We start from the raw sequence: 21,348 nt of genomic DNA on the forward strand, positions 1-21,348 counted from the left end.
CTTTATCTGTGCTATCTTTGCGCCATTTTAGAGCTTTTCCCTTAATTCTACTTTTAATTTCTTTGGTTAATTCGAATGCTTCTCCAGATATATTTTTTTAAAAAATCAATAAGATAAAAATTACCTTTTGATTTATCGACGACAATTTTCTGGCAACAAAAACTTGATTTTATTCCTTCATTCATACATAAAATAATCTCATTTTCTCTATAGTCTTTTTCATACTTACGCTTAATCTTAAAACATTCATGCTTATCAAAATTCAGTTGCTCACAAGAATTTTCTTTTCCAACTTTCGCTTCAATATATTTCATCGCCTCCTCATCCATATAACTATCCCAAATTAAAATTGTCAATTCAGATGGAATTTCTTTTTTTAAATAATCTTCCAAACTTGAATCTATACAATTTGAATTTAACCAAATTCTGGATTTTGAATGTTTTTTCTATATTTTTTAGTTCATTATTAAAATTTTCATTCTTACAATCGAATACTTTATCTAAAGCTTTCACTTCAGCACTTTCTTTTAAATAGTCTAAATACAACTCTTTATTCTTTATGTAAAGGCACATATCTTGAATAAATTTCAGCCCTTTTTGAGTAAAATTGACGCTCCCTATAACAGTAATATCTGGCTTTATCATATAAAGCTTCCAATGAACGCTATCGTCATATCTGAAATCAATATAAAATTTAAAATTATTATTCTCCTCAGCCTCTTCAATGCAAAAATCTATCAAATCAATAGAAGAAAAGGCATTGATCGTACCCATAATAAGTTTAACCTGATTATGTTGGGCAAGTAATTATTTTATATCAGATTCAATTCCACTTATAAAAGCACAAACAATAGTAATTTTTTTATTATAACTTTGTAGTAAAATTTCACGCAGACAATCTTCTCTCAAAATTTTCATATTTATCTTCTAATTTAATATTCAGATGCTTAATATGCTAACTAGAGTACATAATTATTTACAACAACTTTTTTGTTGATTAATCTTAAGCCAAATCACTTATTCTTATTATTATTTAGCCAGTATTGTTATAGGCTTTATCCAACAAGTGCTGTATTTAGACAAAATAAAAAGCTTACTACACAAAAGATAATGTATCAATAAGCTATATTTGTATAAAAACATAATATTAACAAGGATCTCTGTATTCTATTTTATCGATAATAACTTTAATTATCAATTAAAATAACAGGGAAAGTGAAGAAAAATGGCTATTAATTATAGCCGCAGCTACTTTCATGGTTAGCAGTACACAAGTCACAGACTGTTTGCCCTGCTCTAGAAAAAAGCGGTATTTCTTATTGTGCGGGTATAGAACCTGTTTGCAAGATGGAAGTCTCATCGCTTCCAAGCTTATTTGTAAGGTACAAATTAAAAAAGGCATAATCATGGTTATGCCTTTTTTTATTAACTGAATAAAGTACAATGATAAAATTTTAATCTAAATACCTTATATCTAGTACAAAATTTATCCAGAAAATTAAGCAGTCTGTTTCGGGGTTGCCTATTGCATTGGCGTGATATTAGTTAGTACCTGATGAAGTATTTAAGTACTGAGAATTATTAACCATTTGGCCAAATCATACAGGCAGGCTAATGCCCTTTTAATTTATATGTTTGTTATCCATACCTGAACGATAACCCAACCAATAACAAGGTCAATGGGTTCCAGCTCCGATATTATTGACTATTAATGCGACAAGAACCAACAGAACTGAACCTATTAGTACGGGTGTTATCAAGAATGAATAATCAGTGATTCCTGACATCATGATAAGAATGGGATTAGCACCCGCTGGGGCATGGACTACACGTAAAAATTGCATTAAAGCAATGGCTATGCCAACCGCTAATGCTATGGATAGTACTCCATTACCAAATAAATTGATGAACAAAATCCCTACTAAAGCGGAGATAAAATGCCCGCCGATAACACTTCTTGGCTGGGCTAATGGTGCTTTAGGTACGGCAAATAATAATACACATGTTGCACCAAATGGAGCCATGATTGCTAAAGTACCGCTCCAGTAAGTTATCAGGAGTAACACGAAAATTCCCAAAGTACCACCAGTAAAACCTCTCAATATCGCTACTGCATTAGGTCTGGGCTGCATGGCCTCTCCCCCTTTAATTTTTGCTAACATGAATTCCTCCTGTAATAAATAAGTAAACATTATTGTTCAAATAATATTTATAATTAACCAAAATAGTATTATTGTGATAAAATTAAAAAATATGCTAAAAAGTAAAAATAATGAAATCTGAAATTATTGATAAGATACTTACTGCTGCTGAATCACTATTTAATGAATTTGGTTACTGCGCTGTTAGTCTGGAACTAGTTGCAGAACATGCAGGAGTATCAAAACGAACCTTATATAAATATTTCGGTGACAAAAATGGGCTGGTGAGTAAAGTATTACTTAGGAGGAATGCTTTTTTTAAAAAGTCACTTACAGATGTGATTGCGGTATTTTCGGAGAAAAAAGATAAAATTAATGCGCTTATTTCATGGCATATCAGGTGGTTTAATGATGACGACTATCGCGGTTGCATGTTTGTGCGTGCTCAGGCTGAATATGGCAATAGGAGTGAAGAAATATGCTCTATTGTTAGAGAACACAAACAATGGATGCAGGCTTCTATTGCTCAATGGCTGGGTGCAACCGCAGCATCTGAGCAGGCGGCTTGCCTGATTATGTTAATACTTGAAGGTATGATCGCCCACACATCGGTTTTTGGTGTTAAGGAACATGATTTTGAACGAGAAAAGATATATATATATGATATAGTTGACGCTATTGGTAACGCTAATGCATAAAATCCTGAATAGCCGTTTATCTGTCTAATCGTCAATTTTGTGCAGATGTGATTTTAAATCAGCAATGGGTGTGTTCTGCACATTTTGAAATCAACTGATAGTACGCTTTTCTAGTTTTATATTGGCGAGCCTATTTTTAGCTGTTGGCTATATTGTTTCATAGGTATGCTTGCCAATATAAGATTCTGAGCAGGTAAATTCTGATTCACCCTGAACAACTCTTGTAAAATAAATACATTGATATTTAATTACTTATATTTTAATTAAGCATTCAGGGTAGGAATATTTTTTATTATTTAGCCAGTAACGCTGGAAACAGCCGCTCAATCCACTGGCGCAGCAAAATCAGTTTGCCATGAAAAAAATGGCCGGAGCCGGGCACAACCAGTACAGGTAAATCCTGCGCCTCTGCCCAGTTCATGCTGTTTTGCAATGGTACAACTTCGTCTTTTTCACCATGAATCAGCAAGGTAGTGGCTGGATTGTAGGCATTGGGCGCATCAACAGGATACATGCCAATTGCCGGCCCCATCAGCAGTAAGGCATCCGGACGGGCAGTTAAGGCGCTGAATAAGGCAACATAGCCGCCAAAGGAAAAGCCGGACAACACCAGTTTGTTCACTTCTGGATGCTGGGAACGGGCAAAATCAACTACAGCAAGGCAGTCTGCTACTTCACCGCGACCATAATCATGCTCGCCGTCGCTGTTGCCCACACCGCGCAGATTGGGCAGATAACAGTGAAAGCCCAGAGTGGTCAGCGCTTTGGCAGCAGTCTGTACGACTTTGTTGGTATTCAGTCCGCCCTGTAATGGGTTAGGATGATTAATCACGGCCACACCACGGGCGGTGCCCTGTGCCGGTAAATATATGGTTTCCAGCCGTCCTGCCGGCCCGTTAATCCAGATGTTGGGTTGTTGCTTTAGCATCGGGTTTACTCACTACTTTCGGGTTTATCCATTAATAAACGGGTAACGACACGGTCATTAGCCAGTTCTTCATCAAGAATTTCCTGTAAATCACTTTCGTCTACATAGGTATACCAGCGCCCTTGCGGATACAGTACCATAACTGGCCCTTCATCACAGCGTCCGAGGCAGCCGGCACTGCTGATGCGCAGTTTACCTACGCCCATCAGTCCCATTGCTTTGGCATGGCCTTTGAGGTAATCGACTGCATCGGCACCAACGTTATTGTCACCACAGCTCTGGCGGCAAGGGTTATCACGGCGATTGGTGCAGACAAACAGATGTTTGGCATAATAACTCACGGGTTTTCCTTTATTCTTTCTGCCTGTTTACGCTGACAGGGCGAGTTGCCGCGCCAGCGTGAGGTTATTTAATCATTAAATGACAGTGGACGATTGCTGTGTACCTGCTGAGCTTTTATGGCAGCCAGCATGGCGGGTAAGTCCAGATTAAACTGGCTGGCGCGTTGCCCGGCACGTTTTTTCAGCTTATCCCAGTCGCGCAGTGTTGGCTGCTGCTGAAAGGCCAGTACGGCAATATTGCCATGAGTTTCTGCTGGCACCATCAGCACTTGGTTGTCAAATACTTCGCGCAGGCGGCGTACAAAGGTTTGAAAACGTTTGTCACCCTGCCACCAGTTGGTGACAAAAATGCCTTGTTCACTGAGTGCCTGACGGCAATCAGCAAAAAATGGTTCAGCTACCAGACTGTCTATAATCTGCTCACCATCAAAGCCATCTACCAGAATGATGTCGGTATTGCCGCGTAATACTTTGATGTATTCGGCACCGTCGTCTTCGATAATTTCGAATTTTTCACCTTCAAACGGCAATTCAAACATGCTGCGCGCAATGCTGATGACCTGCGGATTGATATCAACAGCAGTTTGGCGGGTATCAGGCAGATAGGCATCAATCCAGCGCGCAAATGAACCACCGCCCAACCCGATCTGGGTAATATGTTGTGGCATATCATCGGCAAACAGCAGCCAAGCCATCATGGCACGGCTGTATGATAGAACCAGCTCGGCCGGATTATCTACATTCATTGAGCTTTGGATGGTAGGGGTACCCAGATGCAAGGAACGGATATTACCTGATTCGGATATGCCCACTTCCGGTAATTCATGGCGGGCAGGTCGTAAACGGCGATAAGGATGTTGTGGCATGGTGGTTTCCATCATCAGATAATATGGTGTTGCTGGTGCCTGTCTGGTAATCGAATATGCGCCCAGCTACGTCTGTTTATCCTCATTAGCTTTAGTCAGCAGAATATCAGTAACCTGCTACTCAAGCTAATATTGGAGGTAAATAAGCCAGTGCTGTCATGCAGGGAGCCACTGGCAAAAACAGTCTCACTGTTCTGAGCAGCTTAAATTTAACAGTACGAATAGTGAGGCCTGTTGAGGCATATTATATATGTATGGCAGGATTTATGTTTTATTTAAAGAGCACAAAAATCCTGCTTGTGAATGATGTCTAATATATTGCCACGTTTGTAATGTGTATTTGATAAATTACTGGCTATTTGGGTGGTAAATGAATCAATATGCTGGTTGCTGTCGCGTACGCCGTAATAAGTTTGCACAAACTTATCGTATTCAGCAAAATCGGCCACAGCAAATAGATTCTGATAATGATATTCAAATGAACACGTTACCAGTGGCAGGCGGAGTTTACGTTCAGGCATCTGAGCAGGAATGCCTATCTGCATGGCCACCAGAGGAAAAGTCAGTTTGGGCAGTTTTAGTATCTGGATAAGCGGACGGATATCGTTTTGAATACTGCTCAGGTATACACAACCAATTCCATGCTTTCGGCAGCAATTACTACGCTTTGTGTGGCAATTATCGCTTCTTGCACGCCCTGAATAAAAATATCGGTGCTGATGCCAAGCCAAGCTGGTTGCAGATACGATGGTTACGATATAAATCAACCACAAAAACCTGCAAATTACTTTTCGTTCCTATATATTGCTGATGACAGATGCCGCGAATCTGTTCACGTAATTGTAAATCTGTAACACGGATGATAGAACATTGCGGTAAGAAATGTGATGTAGCTGCGTTGCGCGCAACTTCCATCAGGCGTGTATATTGCTCGGTTGTGAATGGCTGGTCTTTGAAATTTTGTACAGTGCGCCGTTATAACAATAATTCTTCTGTTACAGATATATTCATTACTTTTTCTTTAAGAAATGGTCTGTATTTAGTAAATGTCAATGGATTCAATCTGCCTGAATGCAGATAAAAGAATACCGGCGCGAAGCCGGTTAGCACTGGTATGGTTTCAAACAGATACTTATTGCTAAAGCATAATTTGTGCTATCAATTCAGGATTAATAATAAAGTATGCCCGGTATATTGATAATGCCAGTCTGGTTAAGGTGTCATTTCTTAGAAGAAGATCAATAATGAAATCATAAATTCAGAATTGATAGATTAGTTAATAATCTTTGCCTTTATTGATGCTTACTCGCACCAATGGCTTCTAAAAGTTTAATTTCAGATAGGTATTAAAGTTTAGAGCAGTTGTAACTGAACAATCTGCCTGCTGTCCTGACTAAGATGACACGCCTGCAAGTAAATGTAGTGCCTCCTGATATTTAGCCAGTGTTCTGGCAATAATATCGGCCGGTACTTGCGGTGCTGGCGGTTGTTTGTTCCAGCCGGATGCCACCAGCCAGTCTCGGATAAACTGTTTGTCAAATGAAGGTGGATTGATACCAACCTGATAGTTATCTACTGACCAGAAACGACTGGAATCCGGAGTAAGCACTTCATCCATTAAGGTTAAAGTACCATTCTCATCCAAGCCGAATTCGAATTTGGTATCAGCAATAATGATGCCTTTACTGCGGGCATAAGTAGACGCTTCGGTATACAGCTCAATGGCTTTGGCGCTTACCTGTCTGGTGAGTTCTTCTCCCAGCAGTGCGGTGCATTGTGCCAGACTGATGTTTTCATCATGGTCACCCACGGCAGCTTTGCTGGACGGGGTAAAAATCACTTCCGGCAACTGCTCGGCTTCACGCAGACCGGCCGGTAACTGAATCCCACAGACAGCACCTGTAGACTGATAATCACGCCAGCCACTGCCAGAGAGATAACCGCGGACGATGGCTTCGATTTTCAGTGGTGTCAATTTCTTCACTACTACCGCGCGTTTGGCAATTTTATCTGCCTGCTGGCTTGGAAGCACATCGTATACTGTTTCGCCAGTAAAATGGTTAGGCATGATATGTTGCAGTTTTTTAAACCAGAAGTTGGATATCTGGGTAAGAATTTCACCTTTTCCTGTTATAGGTTCAGGTAAAATTACATCAAAAGCTGATAAGCGATCAGTGGCTACCATCAGCATGCGCTGCTCGTCAATTGCATACAGATCGCGTACTTTACCCGAATATATTTTCTTTAGTGCCAGCTCACTCATTATCCATTCCCATCAAAACGGTTAATTGCTAATAGTTCAATATCTGTGCAAAAACATATCCTTGTGCTAAGGTAGTCTTTGTGTAACAGATGTTAGCAGCCAATAATTATTTTAACCGATATTGCACCTAAACTGGCAGTCTGTTTGCTGCACGACTGAGGTTAAGTTAGCTGCTGACTTTGATGTTGTCGATATTTTCACGCCACTTATTAGGAGAATTGTTATGGCTGATTTTGATTCCCAAAAAAAAGATTTAATGAAAGAAGTACGTTCAGTGCTGGATGAAGTTGAAGATTTATATGAAAACGCCAGTGATAATGGTTCAGATCAGGCCAAGGAGCTGAAAGATCAGCTGCGCAAGAAATTAGGTAATACCAAATCCAAACTGAGCGATCTGGAAAGCACGCTGGCCGATAAAGCCCGTGCTACAGCCGAACGCACAGATGAGCTGGTACGTGAACAACCCTATTACGCCATGGGTATTGCTGCTGCGGCTGGTTTGATTGCCGGCATTATGCTCGGACGCTGTAAGCGCTAAACCTGCCTATACAGGCTGCATTCAGGCAATCTGGTAACTATACCGCTTGCCTGAATATGATTCACTCTTTAACGGATACCATTGCATGAGTTTAGGTAATCTTGGCCGCGATTTACGCAAGCTGAAAATCTGGCTGACATACGGTAGTGAGTTATTATGGATTCGTGTACGTATGCTGCGTCTGGATGCCATTGCCCAGCTACAAAGTATTATTACTTTGCTGGTGCTTATCATGCTGGCCGGATTAATGTTTTTTCTGGGTTTTATCAGTCTGTTGTTCGGTCTGAATACCCTGCTCACACCACAGGCCAAAATATGGGTGTTTTTTGGCATCGCCATATTGTTTCTGCTGTTAATCCTGCTTATGTCTATTGCGATTATTAAGTTACTACGCAAACAAAGTCAGTTTATGACTGAAACACTGGCCGCCATGAATGAAGACATCAATTATCTCAAACATACCAGTGATACCAAAGGTAATGGAGAACATTGAATATGAGTAAATTCAGTAAGCTGAATATAGCCCAGCAACGCGAACTGCTAGACCTACAGGCACAAGGTGCACGATTAAAATTACTAGCTGAACAACTTAAAAATGGTCACAATCCTACCAAGTCAAACCTGTGGCAGCGTTCATTGAATATCGTGGACAAAATTCCGGCCGGTGGTTTGGCACTGAAGCTGGCCAGTAAACCAAAACGCTGGCGTAATAAAATACTGGTAGGTGCGTTGTTGACTGCGGCCACGCTGATGGCCAATAAAATCAATCAGTCTATACGCAATCGGTTTTAAGTTGATAAAAAATATGATGAATGGTGGCAGATATGTAATCTGTCGCATTCGAAAACAAAAGCCTGTTACGACCAGTAACAGGCTTTTGTTTACTGTAAACAGATTGAAAATTAAACACCACGCAATAATTCATTCACGCTGGTTTTGGCGCGGGTTTTGGCATCCACTTTTTTCACAATCACAGCACAGTACAGGCTATGGCTGCCGTCTTTGGCCGGCAGGCTGCCAGACACGACCACAGAACCGGCAGGCACGCGACCATAAGTAATTTCACCGCTTTCGCGATCATAGATTTTAGTGGACTGGCTAATAAAAACACCCATAGAAATCACACTGCCCTCTTCGACAACTACCCCTTCAACGATTTCAGAACGGGCACCGATAAAACAGTTGTCTTCAATAATGGTGGGGGAAGCTTGCAAAGGTTCCAGTACGCCACCAATTCCCACGCCGCCACTGAGGTGAACATGTTTGCCAATCTGAGCACAGGAACCTACAGTTGCCCATGTATCTACCATGGTGCCTTCATCAACAAACGCACCAATGTTTACAAATGAAGGCATCAGCACCACGTTCTTACCGATATGGCTGCCGGCACGTACTACCGCACCCGGCACAGCACGAAAACCGGCTTGTTGAAAATCTGCCGCGCCCCAGCCAGCAAATTTGGTGGGCACTTTGTCAAAATAGCGGTTTACAGCATCATCGGCAACCACATTGTCACTGATACGGAATGACAGTAACACTGCTTTTTTCGCCCATTCATTTACCTGCCATTGATTGCCCTGTTTTTCAGCCACGCGCAGGCGACCACTATCCAGTTGTTGCAAAGTTTCTGCTACTGCTTCTTTTACTTCCGCAGTAACAGAAGCCGGGGTAATTTCGGCACGATTTTCAAAAGCAGTTTCAATTACTTGTTGTAAAGACATAAAGTATTCCTATAATCATTGAATCAGGTCAAAGTTGTTGCCGGATAAGGGGACGACACCATTGTCGGCCAGTATCTGTGGTTTAACCGGCTGTGGTAGTGGCTGTGCATTAAACTGACGCAGACAGGCAATAAAATCAGTAAATGGAATTTCCCGTGCACCAAAACTGGCCAAATGACTGGTATACACCTGACAGTCAATCAGCGGCACACCTTGCTGCTGCAAATAACGTACTGCATGTACAAAAGCAATTTTAGAAGCATCGCTAGCATGGGCAAACATGGATTCTCCATAAAATATCTGCCCGAGCAGCACGCCATACAAACCACCGGCCAGAAAGACCTGCCCGTCTGCATTCTGATACCAGCATTCAAACGAACATGCATGATGCTGTTGGTGCAGTGCGTAATACGCCTGCTGCATTTGCGGCACCAGCCAAGTGCCGTTCTGGCCATTACGTGGCGTTTGCGCACAATTGGCAATCACCTGCCTGAAAGCAAAATTCATCGTTACCGCGTAGGGTTTATTGCGCAGATTTTTCGCCAGTGAACGGCTGATTTTCAATTCGGTTGGAAATAGCACCATCCGCTGTGCAAATGCCCACCACATGATTGGTTCATCAGGCGCATACCATGGAAAAATACCTTGCCGGTACGCAGCCAGTATTCGTGCCGGATTTAAATCGCCACCAATGGCTACCAGCCCGTCACGCTGACGTTGTGCAGCTACAATATCAGGGAAATCCAGACTTTCACTGTCTAGCACCGGAATACATGACGGGTATTCAGGCTCGCTCATGCCTATATTTCCTGCCCGTTACTTACAGATATTTATTATCAAGTGGCTGACATTCACTACACACACCATACATATACAATGCATGGTCAACAATGCGGTAGCCGTTATCGTCGGCAATTTTCTTTTGCAGCTGTTCAATCTCTTCACTGCAAAACTCAGTTACTTTACCGCATTTAATACACACTAAGTGGTCATGATGGCCGCCGCGATTCAGTTCGTATACCGCCTTGCCAGTTTCAAAATGATGGCGCAGCAGAATATTAGCCTGTTCAAACTGAGTAAGCACCCGGTAAATGGTAGCCACACCGATTTCCACGCCCTCATCCAGCAAGCGGCGGTACACATCTTCTGCACTCATGTGCAATTCAGGCTGAGCTTCAAATAGCTCCAGAATCTTCAGTCTGGGGCCAGTCACCTTTAAACCGTTATCTTTCAATTGAGCTACATTGTTATTCATGACGCTTATTTCACCACGATCTGATAATACTCGCTATAATACGCACTTTTAAAGCAATTGCCCACTGGGTGTCATACAATGTCGCCATCGCCATTGCTAACTGTTTCGTCCCGGCTCCGAGGTATCAGCATGAAAAAAATATACTGCCTGCTGGCAGTGGCTGTTCTTGGCCTGAGTGCCTGCTCTACAGCCAAACTGGCACAAATTCCGTCGTACAAACTGAAAATTATTCAGGGAAATGAACTTGATCAGAAGGTAGTGAACTCATTGCAGCCCGGCATGAGCCGTGAGCAGGTACAAATGCTGCTTGGCACACCATTACTGCGCGATCCGTTTCATGCCAATCGCTGGGATTATCTGTTTGTGATTTCCCGCGCCAGCCAAATTCAGGAAGAAAGAAAACTGACACTTTACTTTGATGCTAATGGCAAGCTGATTCATGCCGAAGGGGATGCCATCACTGCCCAACCACAGCCAGTATCTACTGCTGTGCCTGAAAAAACGGAGTAATCATATGTCTGCATTCCGCTTGAGAGTAGCTGTTGCCGGTGCCAATGGCCGCATGGGCAGAGCACTGATTCAAAGTATCAGCCAGCGGCAAGATTGTGTATTAAGTGGTGCACTGACACACAAAGCCTCACCGGCTATCGGTATGGATGCCGGTTTTGCTATCGGACTGGAACTTGGCGTGAGCATTTGTCACGACCCCGAAAAAGTACTGGACAATACCGATGTACTGATTGATTTCAGCAAACCGGAATCCACACTTAGTAATCTGGCTATTTGCGAACGTCTTGGTGTTAAAGACGTTATCGGCACTACCGGTTTTGATGACGCAGGTAAACAACGCATAGCCGAGGCAGCGCAGAAAACAGCTATTGTATTTGCGCCCAATTTCAGCGTGGGTGTAAACCTGACCTTTGCCTTGCTTAATACCGCAGCTCGCGTGTTAAATGAGGGCTATGATATTGAAATCATTGAAGCGCATCACCGTCACAAAGTAGATGCCCCTTCCGGCACTGCATTGCGCATGGGTGAAGTCATTGCCGATGCCCTTGGCCGTGACCTGAAAACCTGTGCGGTTTATGGCCGCGAAGGCCACACCGGCGCGCGCGACCCGCAAACCATCGGCTTTGCCACCATTCGTGCTGGTGATATTGTTGGCGACCACACTGCCCTGTTTGCTACAGACGGCGAACGTGTGGAAATCAGTCATAAAGCTTCCAGCCGTGCCACTTTTGCCAATGGAGCTGTCCGTGCAGCAGTATGGCTGCGCCAGCATCAGCAAGGGCTATTTGATATGCAGGATGTACTTGGCCTGAAGTAAGCATAGCAAGAAATTGTTGTCACAAGACCAGTCATTAATCCGGCTAGCCTTGTATGCTTGTTTTATCCATACATAGACACCGCCACTAATCAACTTTAACCTAAAAACCTTTCAGTTGATTTATTTCCCAGCAACAATTTGATATAGCAGATACTAACAGGCCATTATCTTTGATAATGGCCTGAAAAACTTTGTGATATCAGGCAGCCATCGCCATGCATTTATCTGCACAGGCATTGCAGGCTTCAGCGCAGCGCTGGCAGTGATCCATATCAAAGCGGCCACATTCCTGCGCACAAGCACGGCACACCTGTGCACATAGCTGACATACCTGTACGACAAAATCACTGTTCTTACACATAAAATTAACTGCAAGTGCACACATTTCAGCACATTGCAGATCCAGACTGATGCATTTAGCCATCATTTTGACATCATCTTCTTGCAGACAGGCTGTTGAGCAATACTGACACAAGGCTATACAACAATTACATGCTTCTACACATTCCTTAAATTTAAGTGCATCCATGATTCGCATCCTTTTTAACAATATTTTGATTTAACAAGATAAATCAAAATTAGTCTATAAAACGATAGCGCATAATGCAATCCAGTTATAAGTAAATAAATTTATGATTTAGATAGGTTAATTTAATTTGTAGTGGCAAATAATCAATATTAGCCAAATACACAATATTAACTGTTTGTTACTGTAAACTGGCTAGTGAAAAGCTCAGCAATAATTATAAGATTGTGAGTCTGAATGATTATTTTTCCACTAGAGAATGATTTGTCTTATAAGCCTGCCCTGTAATCATATAGATTGAATAGTTAACAAATACAGTTTCGCTACAAAGTAAACAGCAGGCAGCCTAGACACATATGATGCTACACATGGCATACAAGAGACTATTTAATACAATTTATACACAGCATTTTAACAACTGCGCTGATATACATATCACCATTGTTTTCAGCCATAATAATAGTCGTTTTGCTGCCAGCATTTTATTTATCTGAGGCCATTGTCTGGATGACAGCGACAATCCTCTGATTTAGCTATCCACGCTTACAATAATGATGTTAATTAGCAGCATATTGAAAATCAAATGAACACCCCCATTTCAATATCCTGATATTTAAAGGAATTTATTATGGCTAGTGGATGGGCTTCAGATGATGCTGTGAATCAACAGATAGAGAGTACGATTGCAGATGCCCTTAATCATGTACGCCAGCAAATGGATCTGGCGGCTGAAAGTGCAGAATTCTGTGAAGAATGTGGAGAGGAAATTCCATTGGCACGCCGGCAGGCAATTCAAGGTGTACGGTTTTGTGTTAGCTGCCAGACAGAACGCGATAAGGAAAGGCAGAAAACATTCAGTTTATACAACCGGCGTGGCAGTAAGGACAGTCAGTTGCGCTAGAGCAATCGATTTAGGTTATCCGATACTGATTGAATGGCTCGCACTGTATCTGGATTAACCTAATTTCCAGTAAATTCCAGATGGATATGAAAATCAGTTATATCAGCGATGCTTCATATGCCACTTAGCCTATTAGTTCTATTTGTAGCCGATTACAACCATAGGCTTGATCAACACTCATTTGTCTGAGCTGCCTCTTTAAATAAACATGCAGTTGTGTGCATATACCCGTTTTCAGTTATCGTTACAAGCCATACGGTTTCAGGAATAATAATTAAGATTGCTATTAAGCTGTTTAACAGACACTATCTCAATTTGATTAGTCGTTTCAGATTCAGTAAGGACGATACATTCAGCCATTGATATGGTTTTTCCTTTAGACCTAGTGGTCAAATCAGATTTTGCGACCAAACCATTCAACTTTGCCTATAATTTCAAAATCCTGTTCAGTATTAGCTAAATCAACAGTAAATGGTTCATAAACACTGTTAGCTGATGTTACCAGAAGTTGATTATTTGGTTTTAGCTGAGTGCGCTTCACCAAAATATTCTTCCCGATCCGTAATACATACAAGCCATCGCCACCAGCTTTTTTAGCGTGATTAATCAGCACATGATCGCCATCGTTGAGTACACCGGTCATGCTGTCATCTTTAATAATCAGGGTACTGAGTTTTTGCGGATCAACATTCAGATAATTTTCCAGCCAGTTGCGGTTGAAAGCGGTGGTACATATTGCTTTATTTTCTGTAGCATCCAGATCATTCATATTCTCGGTTAAGTATACCGGAACAAATACATAATCGCTGGCACAGACTGTATGAAGATGACTGCCATAACCACATTCGGCCTCACCGATCACGGTATTTCTTATCAGCGGATTAGCCAGTTCTGCATAAAAATCTGTCAGCCCGTTTACGCCTTGCTGTTCAAATTTTGGTCCTCTACCTGTTGCCAGCCATTTTATTTCTACTTGGGCAACACGAGCTATTTTGATCAGATTAGTGGTACTGGGTTCAGCTCCCTCTTTAACCCATTTTGATGCTGTCGGATAAGCTACCTCTACTCTTCTGGATAACTCAGAAACACTGCCGAGTATATCCACTACTTCTTGCATTCTTGAGGCAAAGCCAACATTAAAATTTTCCATATTTGAATTACCTTCAAATAAAAATAACTAAGGTTTGATTTAAAATTTATTATTAAACAATCATTTACAACTTAAAGATTAATAAAATGCAACACTCACCTGCATAAAATTAAATCAAACCTTGCAAAATATAACTTTTGCGATATAATTTACATGTATATATATTAGGAGTAGCAATTCAACACATTAAACAGATTCCAAGCTAACTTTATAAAATTAAGTTAAAGATTCTATTTAAACTTACAGGTATAGTATTAAATGTTAGGACTATACTACTCCCGCCTGTTTTGGTATTTTCGATCGGACAAACGTTGATGATACCATGTCGTCATGTACATGAAAATGCATGGACATGAGTTAATTTGCGTCTAAATTACTACATACACAATCAGGTAATTGCAACTTAGCCTGTTGCATTACAATCCTTGCTTGGATTTATTTTGTCTTCTGAGAAAACTGCAAGCTATTATATGTTAATTTATCGTTATTTTTACATAAAATAAACATTAATAACTTCAAAATTAGATTTTAATATTTCATCGCTTATTTAATATTTACATAAGACCATTTTTCAATCTTTTCAACAATATCTTTTAATATCAGTATTTTATTATTATTCTTTAATAGAAATTTAATTTATATAATAAACCTTAAATTTGGCTATATAGATTAATCTAGAATTGCATGTTGCATTTCACTAATCTTTATTAAAATTTTATATTATCTCAATACCAACAACATATTATGTAATCTAGGCTTAAGTTTTAGTTTTAATGTTTATACAAACATTTCTAGGTACAGGTACATTTATATAATATTTATCTAAAACCATTTCTTATGAATGAATTATAAACAATCTGGATTCATTCTGATAAAACCAATACATAACATATTGTTTTTTTTAATTTAAATTAATAAATATACAACATACTGTTTTATCAGTTAAAACAGATAATACTTTCAGCTATGAAAAATACTTGAAAGACTAAAAACGGTTTGTCCTGTTGCAGATTGGTTCAATTCCAACAAATTATCCGTATTACAAAACAAATACAGCCAGTGATACTCACTGGCTGCAAATGCTGATAACTGTTTTATGGCAGACGTTGCCAGCTGCCAGACTGGCCACCTTCTTTATGTTGCAGACAAATATCACTAATGATCATACTGCGATCTACGGCCTTGAGCATATCGTATATAGTCAGCAAACCGATGCTGGCTGCAGTTAAGGCTTCCATTTCCACGCCAGTTTGACCGGTGTTTTCGGTTTGTACACAGATACTTATCGTGCGCTTTTCGTCATCAAGACTAAAATCCACTTTGACTCTGGTTAGGGCGATGGGGTGACACAGCGGAATTAAATTACTGGTTTGTTTAGCTGCCTGTATGGCTGCAATTCGGGCTACACCAAGCACATCGCCTTTTTTACTGTCTGCGCTAAGTATTTTGCTATAAGCGTTGTCATTGACACTAATCATACCGCTTGCAACAGCGATGCGTTTACTGTGTGGCTTGGCGCCTACGTCTACCATATGCGCTTCGCCACGGCTATTAAAATGGGTTAACTCGTCTGAATTCATCTTGCTTCACTGACAGCTTAAAAGGTCTATATTACAATAATTGTCTTTTTGCTGCTGGGTATACTCTGAATATGAACACATTGCCTTTATTAAAAATCGGTCTGGTCTCCATTAGTGACCGTGCCTCAACCGGTATCTACGCTGATCAGGGTTTGCCGGAATTAAAAAAATGGTTGCAGCGAGCGGTATTGAATCCATTGGAGCTGGTTGAACAGCTGATACCAGACGAGCAGGCACTGATTGAATCAACGCTGATTCGGCTGGCCGATGATGAGTTGTGTCCACTGATTCTGACTACGGGCGGCACTGGCCCCTATCTGCGCGATGTCACACCAGAAGCAACACTGGCCGTGGCCGACCGGGTGATTCCCGGCTTTGGTGAACTGATGCGGCAGATTAGTTTGCACTTTACGCCTACAGCTATTCTGTCACGTCAGGTAGGTGTATTGCGTGGTAACAGTCTGATTCTGAATTTACCCGGTAAACCATCAGCAATTGCTGAAACATTAGGCGGAGTAAAAGATGAGCAAGGTAAAACACTGATTCCGGGGATCTTTGCTTCAATACCCATTGCGGTAGATGCCGTTGGTGGCCCGCTGATTCAGACTGATGCAGATTTCTGCCCGGTAGTGTTGCCCAAGCGCTGATTTTCAATTAACTATCTGATATTTTTTGGTGTATTAGCGCATTATAGTAGTTATGTTGGCTGCTAAAGCTGTGATTGTACTGTAGCCGCTACGGATAATCTTTTTAGCAAAAAAAACAGTCTGGATAGTTTCCAGACTGTTTTTTTAACTACTGCTTAGATATTCTTATCCACTTCGTCCAGTGTTGCTTTGGCATCACCAAAACACATTTTGACATTTTCTTCATAAAATAGTGGGTTATCAACACCTGCATAGCCAGACTGCATAGAACGCTTGAAAACAATTACATTTTTGGCTTCCCAGACATGTAATACCGGCATACCGGCAATGGGACTGCCCGGATCGGTAACGGCTGCCGGATTAACAGTATCATTGGCTCCAATCACCAATACCACGTCGGTATCGCTGAAATCATCATTGATTTCGTCCATTTCCAGTACCACATCATAGGGTACTTTGGCTTCAGCCAACAGTACGTTCATGTGTCCGGGCAATCGACCAGCTACCGGATGAATGCCAAAGCGTACATTCACACCCTGCTGGCGCAATTTAGCCGTGATACTGGCCACAGCATTCTGAGCATGAGCCACCGCCATGCCATAGCCCGGGGTAATGATGACACTATGCGCATTTTTCAGTGTTTCAGCCACCTGTTCCGGCTTGGTCTCCTGCACCTCACCGGCAGGGGTATTGTCGCCACTGGCCGCTACGGGTGCTGCACCAAAGCCACCGCCAATCACTGCCAGAAACTTGCGGTTCATGGCCTGACACATGATATACGACAGAATAGCACCAGAAGAACCCACCAGTGCACCGGTAACAATCAGTAAATCATTGTCGAGCATAAAACCGGCAGCGGCAGCAGCCCAGCCGGAATAGGAATTGAGCATGGAAATCACGACCGGCATATCTGCTCCGCCAATCGAGGCTACCAGATGATAACCAAAGGCCAGCGCTATCAGAGTCATCACAATCAGCGCAAAGCTGGAGCCACCAACTCCTACAAACCACAGCATCAGCAAAAAAGACAATACTAGCGCAGCCAGATTAAGCAGATGTCGGTGTGGCAGTTGTAATGGGCTGCTGGCAATTTTGCCATTCAGTTTACCCCATGCCACCAGAGAACCGCTGAATGTTACCGCACCGATAAATACACCCAGAAAAACTTCAATCAGATGAATGGTGAACATATCTGAATCTACATCGTGCGGGTCGATATAGCTATTAAAGCCCACCAATACAGCAGCCAGACCGACAAAGCTGTGCAGCATGGCAATCAGCTCCGGCATCTGAGTCATCTCTACTTTTTTAGCCTGTTGCAGGCCAACTGCACCGCCTATCACCATGGCGATAATCACCCAGCCCAATCCGTGCGCATCTTGGCTGAAAACGGTAGCAATCAGGGCGATGGCCATGCCGGCTATGCCCATATAGCAGCCACGTCTGGCACTTTCCTGCTGCGACAGTCCGGCCAGACTCAGAATAAACAATACGGCAGCAACGATGTAGGCGGCAGTTACGATACCTTGAGACATCCTGTTTCTCCCTTATTTACGAAACATATTGAGCATACGACGGGTAACAGCAAACCCGCCGAAGATATTGACGCTGACAATAGCCACCGCAATAAAGGCCAGTAACGACACAAAGCCATGTCCCTGTCCGATTTGCAGCAATGCACCCAGCACAATGATGCCGGAGATGGCATTGGTTACCGACATTAACGGCGTATGCAGGGCATGGTTAACATTCCATACCACAAAGTAGCCCACTACGCAGGACAGTACAAACACCATAAAATGATTAAGAAAGGCCACCGGAGCCACGGCACCAACCCATAACACCAGAATAACGGCAATAGCTGCCCAGATTAATTTTTTCTTTGCCGTATTCGGCGGTACAGCCGGTGCAGCAGCAGTAGTAGACGCTGCGGCTTTGGGCGCCGCTTTGGGTGTGGCAGATACCTGAATTGGTGGTGGCGGATACATGCTGTTGCCTTCATGGGTTACAGTCATGTTACGGATAATCACGTCTTCAAAATTCAGCGCTAATTCGCCATCCTGATTAGGCGTGAGTAATTTAGCCAGATTAACCAGATTGGTGCCATAAAGCTGTGAAGACTGACCAGCCAGCCGGTTGGCCATATCGGTATAGCCGATTATTTTCACGCCATTGGCAGTAGTAATGATTTTACCGGGCTCGGTATATTCGCAGTTACCGCCAGTTGCAGCAGCCAGATCAACGATTACCGAACCTTCGTGCATACTGTCTACCATTTCGCGGGTAATCAGTTTTGGAGCTGGTTTGCCCGGAATCGCGGCGGTGGTAATGATGATATCTACCTGTCTGGCCTGTTCGGCAAACAGTTTCATTTCTGCTTCAATGTAGGCAGCACTCATGGTTTTGGCATAGCCATCCCCACTGCTGCTTTCTTCTTCCTGATAATCTAAACGCAGGAAATTACCGCCCATAGATTCAATCTGATCGGCCACTTCCGGTCGGGTATCAAAAGCATTGACTACGGCACCAAGCTGGCGCGCAGTGCCAATGGCAGCCAAACCAGCCACGCCAGCACCGATAACCAGCACTTCTGCCGGTGGTACTTTACCGGCAGCAGTAATCTGACCGGTAAAAAAACGGCCAAAATTTTCCGCAGCTTCAATGACGGCGCGATAGCCACTGATATTGGCCATTGAAGACAATGCATCCATCGCCTGCGCACGCGAAATGCGCGGCACCATATCCATCGCCAGCACGGTAATTTTTTTCGCCTGTAACTGTTCAAGCAGTTCTGGCTGCTGTGCCGGCATAATAAAGCTGACCAGAATCGTACCTTCATTCATGGCGGCGATTTCATCTTTATTGGGTGCATTTACCTTAAATATCAGCGGGCACTGCCAGACGGTAGTCGCATCAGCCACTGTTGCACCGGCTTCATGGTACAGTCCGTCAGACAGACTGGCCGCTTTGCCGGCATCATGTTCAATAATAACTTCATGCCCCAATTTAATCAGTTGGGTAACGGTTTTCGGCGTAGCCGCTACTCTGGTTTCACCGGCAAGAGATTCGCGTGGAATACCTATCTTCATGCTTATTCCTTTCCAAGGAAGATGCCGTAAAAAACAATTTTTGACTGAAAGTGATATGCCATCAGACCACTGGCCGCCAAGCCAGCATTATTCTATTACTGTTTTTACAACGGCTGTGGTAGCAAAATACAGCGATAAACCGCAGTGATGGCGTTATTTCACTCTGACTTAAAAAAATTAACAATAACATCAAATTGACGTAGATAAAAGTTAAATATCTATGTCAGAAAGAACAGTCAGGTATTTGAAACAAAAAAAACCAGCCGTCAAAAAAATGGCTGGCTTTTGCATGGCATTCTATGATGTTAATTAACATCATTTAAAGGCTTTATGACTTCATCAATCTGCCGGTTCAGACTTTCCAGCCCATTACCAGACAAATACCATAAATCGGCACTGAGATAGACTACTTTTGTACCGGCACGCTGCAATATTTTGTCATCAAAATAGTCATTGTGCATCGGTGTTTTGCCGATGGCTTTACTGCGGTCAATAACATAAACAATATCCGGCTGGTATTGGGCAATAAACCGGTTATCCACCATTATTCGAGTAGGTTTGTCATTATTACTGCTAATAAGCGTGGGCAGTAAATCCTTAGTTACAGCCGGTTTAATCTTCAGTTCATCAAAAATCAGTGCCGAAAAAGCGCCCTGATTCACCAGTATAACATTGCCGTCATTATGCAATACCACAATAGCTTTCTGTGCTGAATGCTGCGCCAGCTCGCGGGCAGCGTTCATTTTCAGGTCTAGTGCTTTTAGTTGCTGTTGCGCCAGTGCTTCCTTACCGGCAATTTTTCCCAACAGGCGGATATGCTTTTTCACATCTTCATAGTAATGCCCGTCTGCGGGATTAACAAAATAATTCAGGGTAGGAGCAATCGCACTTAAATCTTTATAAAAAGCATTCTGGCGTCCGCTCATAATAATCAGGTCTGGCTTGAGTGCCTGAATGGCTGCCAGATCCGGCTCTTTCATCTGGCCTGCATTCTGTACCTGATCGTTCTGATACTGGTGTAGATAACTGGGTATACTTTGCTCAGGCACAGCAACTACCCGGTCACCGACATGAAGTGCATCCAAAGTATCCAGCGCACCGAAATCCATTACCACAATTTTTTGTGGTGCGGCCGCCAGTTTTAATTCTTCACCTGTCTGCGTTACCGTAACTGGTGTTGTACTTTGACAGGCACTCAGCCCCAAAGCTAATGCAGATAACACACCCATCGCCAGAATTTTTTTCATCACAAACTACCTCTTTTTATTAAATAATGATAATTATTATTATTTATATTAAGGCAAAAGTCCAGCCTGTAGGTTGTCATTAATGGCTATAGGCTATAAACAGATGATTTTTAGCAGATACTGGCAAATA

At 42.3% G+C, this 21,348-nt stretch carries 26 protein-coding genes; 8 read left to right on the top strand and 18 right to left on the bottom strand.

Annotation, left to right across the window (positions count from 1 at the left end; all coding sequences use genetic code 11):
* Window positions 1–53: 53 nt before the first annotated feature.
* The 3 genes from J6578_RS08485 to J6578_RS08495 all read right to left on the bottom strand — a co-directional run bounded on the left by J6578_RS08485 (window position 54) and on the right by J6578_RS08495 (window position 2,162).
* A complete protein-coding gene (locus J6578_RS08485; protein WP_287954375.1) occupies window positions 54–392 on the bottom strand; it encodes a hypothetical protein in 339 nt (112 codons plus the stop codon).
* The gene (locus J6578_RS08490) at window positions 358–774 is read right to left on the bottom strand and encodes a phospholipase D-like domain-containing protein (protein WP_287954377.1); all 417 of its coding nucleotides are present in this window, start codon (window positions 772–774) and stop codon (window positions 358–360) included. The genes J6578_RS08485 and J6578_RS08490 overlap by 35 nt, the downstream gene beginning before the upstream one ends.
* 902 nt (window positions 775–1,676) lie before the next feature.
* Window positions 1,677–2,162 carry an HPP family protein gene (locus J6578_RS08495; RefSeq protein WP_287954379.1) on the bottom strand — a complete coding sequence of 162 codons (486 nt, stop codon included), beginning with the start codon at window positions 2,160–2,162 and terminating at the stop codon, window positions 1,677–1,679.
* Window positions 2,163–2,272: 110 nt separating this feature from the next.
* Here J6578_RS08495 and J6578_RS08500 point away from each other — a divergent pair, with 110 nt between their 5' ends.
* Window positions 2,273–2,839 (top strand): TetR/AcrR family transcriptional regulator, encoded by a 567-nt coding sequence (locus J6578_RS08500; protein ID WP_287954381.1) that lies wholly within the window; start codon window positions 2,273–2,275, stop codon window positions 2,837–2,839.
* 292 nt (window positions 2,840–3,131) lie between these two features.
* On the opposite strand, the gene J6578_RS08505 is transcribed toward J6578_RS08500, so the two are convergent.
* The 6 genes from J6578_RS08505 to J6578_RS08525 all read right to left on the bottom strand — a co-directional run bounded on the left by J6578_RS08505 (window position 3,132) and on the right by J6578_RS08525 (window position 7,237).
* The gene (locus tag J6578_RS08505; protein WP_287952772.1) at window positions 3,132–3,767 is read right to left on the bottom strand and encodes an alpha/beta hydrolase; all 636 of its coding nucleotides are present in this window, start codon (window positions 3,765–3,767) and stop codon (window positions 3,132–3,134) included.
* Window positions 3,768–3,772: 5 nt separating this feature from the next.
* The gene (locus tag J6578_RS08510) at window positions 3,773–4,108 is read right to left on the bottom strand and encodes a (2Fe-2S) ferredoxin domain-containing protein (RefSeq protein ID WP_037407971.1); all 336 of its coding nucleotides are present in this window, start codon (window positions 4,106–4,108) and stop codon (window positions 3,773–3,775) included.
* Window positions 4,109–4,176: 68 nt separating this feature from the next.
* Window positions 4,177–4,974, bottom strand: coding sequence for a polyamine aminopropyltransferase (locus J6578_RS08515; protein WP_239428280.1), 798 nt, complete (start codon window positions 4,972–4,974; stop codon window positions 4,177–4,179).
* Window positions 4,975–5,249: 275 nt separating this feature from the next.
* Window positions 5,250–5,741, bottom strand: a complete 492-nt coding sequence (locus J6578_RS08520; protein WP_239365456.1) for a nitroreductase family protein — start codon at window positions 5,739–5,741, stop codon at window positions 5,250–5,252.
* Window positions 5,653–5,889, bottom strand: coding sequence for a nitroreductase family protein (locus J6578_RS10335; RefSeq protein ID WP_353846666.1), 237 nt, complete (start codon window positions 5,887–5,889; stop codon window positions 5,653–5,655). The genes J6578_RS08520 and J6578_RS10335 overlap by 89 nt, the downstream gene beginning before the upstream one ends.
* 478 nt (window positions 5,890–6,367) lie before the next feature.
* The gene (locus tag J6578_RS08525; protein WP_287954384.1) at window positions 6,368–7,237 is read right to left on the bottom strand and encodes a phosphoribosylaminoimidazolesuccinocarboxamide synthase; all 870 of its coding nucleotides are present in this window, start codon (window positions 7,235–7,237) and stop codon (window positions 6,368–6,370) included.
* A 223-nt stretch (window positions 7,238–7,460) separates the two neighbouring features.
* Between J6578_RS08525 and J6578_RS08530 the strand changes: the two genes are divergently transcribed.
* From J6578_RS08530 to J6578_RS08540, 3 genes are all read left to right on the top strand, one after another.
* On the top strand, window positions 7,461–7,775 hold the full coding sequence (locus J6578_RS08530; RefSeq protein ID WP_037407968.1) for an ElaB/YgaM/YqjD family protein: 315 nt from the start codon (window positions 7,461–7,463) through the stop codon (window positions 7,773–7,775).
* Between the two features lie 85 nt (window positions 7,776–7,860).
* Window positions 7,861–8,268 carry a phage holin family protein gene (locus J6578_RS08535; protein WP_100150208.1) on the top strand — a complete coding sequence of 136 codons (408 nt, stop codon included), beginning with the start codon at window positions 7,861–7,863 and terminating at the stop codon, window positions 8,266–8,268.
* Window positions 8,269–8,270: 2 nt separating this feature from the next.
* Entirely contained in the window at window positions 8,271–8,567 is a 297-nt protein-coding gene (locus J6578_RS08540) for a hypothetical protein (RefSeq protein ID WP_239365454.1), read from the top strand.
* A 110-nt stretch (window positions 8,568–8,677) separates the two neighbouring features.
* Here the strand turns inward: J6578_RS08540 and dapD are convergent, their stop codons facing one another.
* The 3 genes from dapD to fur are packed head-to-tail and all read right to left on the bottom strand — an operon-like array spanning window position 8,678 to window position 10,751.
* Entirely contained in the window at window positions 8,678–9,496 is an 819-nt protein-coding gene (gene dapD / locus J6578_RS08545; protein ID WP_037407966.1) for a 2,3,4,5-tetrahydropyridine-2,6-dicarboxylate N-succinyltransferase, read from the bottom strand.
* Between the two features lie 15 nt (window positions 9,497–9,511).
* Entirely contained in the window at window positions 9,512–10,294 is a 783-nt protein-coding gene (aat, locus tag J6578_RS08550; RefSeq protein WP_287954387.1) for a leucyl/phenylalanyl-tRNA--protein transferase, read from the bottom strand.
* Between the two features lie 22 nt (window positions 10,295–10,316).
* A complete protein-coding gene (gene fur / locus J6578_RS08555; RefSeq protein ID WP_037407964.1) occupies window positions 10,317–10,751 on the bottom strand; it encodes a ferric iron uptake transcriptional regulator in 435 nt (144 codons plus the stop codon).
* Window positions 10,752–10,880: 129 nt separating this feature from the next.
* Here fur and J6578_RS08560 point away from each other — a divergent pair, with 129 nt between their 5' ends.
* Window positions 10,881–11,261, top strand: coding sequence for an outer membrane protein assembly factor BamE (locus J6578_RS08560; RefSeq protein ID WP_051608261.1), 381 nt, complete (start codon window positions 10,881–10,883; stop codon window positions 11,259–11,261).
* A 4-nt stretch (window positions 11,262–11,265) separates the two neighbouring features.
* Window positions 11,266–12,078 carry a 4-hydroxy-tetrahydrodipicolinate reductase gene (dapB, locus tag J6578_RS08565; protein ID WP_287954389.1) on the top strand — a complete coding sequence of 271 codons (813 nt, stop codon included), beginning with the start codon at window positions 11,266–11,268 and terminating at the stop codon, window positions 12,076–12,078.
* Between the two features lie 199 nt (window positions 12,079–12,277).
* Here the strand turns inward: dapB and J6578_RS08570 are convergent, their stop codons facing one another.
* Complete coding sequence (locus J6578_RS08570) at window positions 12,278–12,607, bottom strand: four-helix bundle copper-binding protein (RefSeq protein WP_037407962.1); 330 nt, start codon at window positions 12,605–12,607, stop codon at window positions 12,278–12,280.
* A 625-nt stretch (window positions 12,608–13,232) separates the two neighbouring features.
* On the opposite strand from J6578_RS08570, the gene J6578_RS08575 reads away from it, so the two are divergent.
* The gene (locus tag J6578_RS08575) at window positions 13,233–13,505 is read left to right on the top strand and encodes a DksA/TraR family C4-type zinc finger protein (RefSeq protein WP_093092080.1); all 273 of its coding nucleotides are present in this window, start codon (window positions 13,233–13,235) and stop codon (window positions 13,503–13,505) included.
* A gap of 394 nt (window positions 13,506–13,899) precedes the next feature.
* Here the strand turns inward: J6578_RS08575 and J6578_RS08580 are convergent, their stop codons facing one another.
* Together J6578_RS08580 and moaC are read right to left on the bottom strand one after the other, a co-directional pair.
* Window positions 13,900–14,655, bottom strand: coding sequence for an XRE family transcriptional regulator (locus J6578_RS08580; RefSeq protein ID WP_100150203.1), 756 nt, complete (start codon window positions 14,653–14,655; stop codon window positions 13,900–13,902).
* 1,094 nt (window positions 14,656–15,749) lie between these two features.
* Entirely contained in the window at window positions 15,750–16,235 is a 486-nt protein-coding gene (gene moaC / locus J6578_RS08585; RefSeq protein ID WP_093092084.1) for a cyclic pyranopterin monophosphate synthase MoaC, read from the bottom strand.
* 71 nt (window positions 16,236–16,306) lie between these two features.
* Here moaC and mog point away from each other — a divergent pair, with 71 nt between their 5' ends.
* Window positions 16,307–16,882, top strand: coding sequence for a molybdopterin adenylyltransferase (gene mog / locus J6578_RS08590; protein WP_093092086.1), 576 nt, complete (start codon window positions 16,307–16,309; stop codon window positions 16,880–16,882).
* Window positions 16,883–17,037: 155 nt separating this feature from the next.
* On the opposite strand, the gene pntB is transcribed toward mog, so the two are convergent.
* The 3 genes from pntB to J6578_RS08605 all read right to left on the bottom strand — a co-directional run bounded on the left by pntB (window position 17,038) and on the right by J6578_RS08605 (window position 21,218).
* Window positions 17,038–18,417 (bottom strand): Re/Si-specific NAD(P)(+) transhydrogenase subunit beta, encoded by a 1,380-nt coding sequence (gene pntB / locus J6578_RS08595; RefSeq protein WP_093092088.1) that lies wholly within the window; start codon window positions 18,415–18,417, stop codon window positions 17,038–17,040.
* Window positions 18,418–18,429: 12 nt separating this feature from the next.
* Complete coding sequence (locus tag J6578_RS08600) at window positions 18,430–19,971, bottom strand: Re/Si-specific NAD(P)(+) transhydrogenase subunit alpha (RefSeq protein WP_287952782.1); 1,542 nt, start codon at window positions 19,969–19,971, stop codon at window positions 18,430–18,432.
* A gap of 305 nt (window positions 19,972–20,276) precedes the next feature.
* Window positions 20,277–21,218 (bottom strand): siderophore ABC transporter substrate-binding protein, encoded by a 942-nt coding sequence (locus tag J6578_RS08605; protein ID WP_287954428.1) that lies wholly within the window; start codon window positions 21,216–21,218, stop codon window positions 20,277–20,279.
* Between the last annotated feature and the right edge of the window lie 130 nt (window positions 21,219–21,348).

Source organism: Snodgrassella sp. (genome assembly GCF_024103505.1).
In the GTDB taxonomy this organism is placed as follows: Bacteria; Pseudomonadota; Gammaproteobacteria; order Burkholderiales; family Neisseriaceae; genus Snodgrassella; species Snodgrassella communis.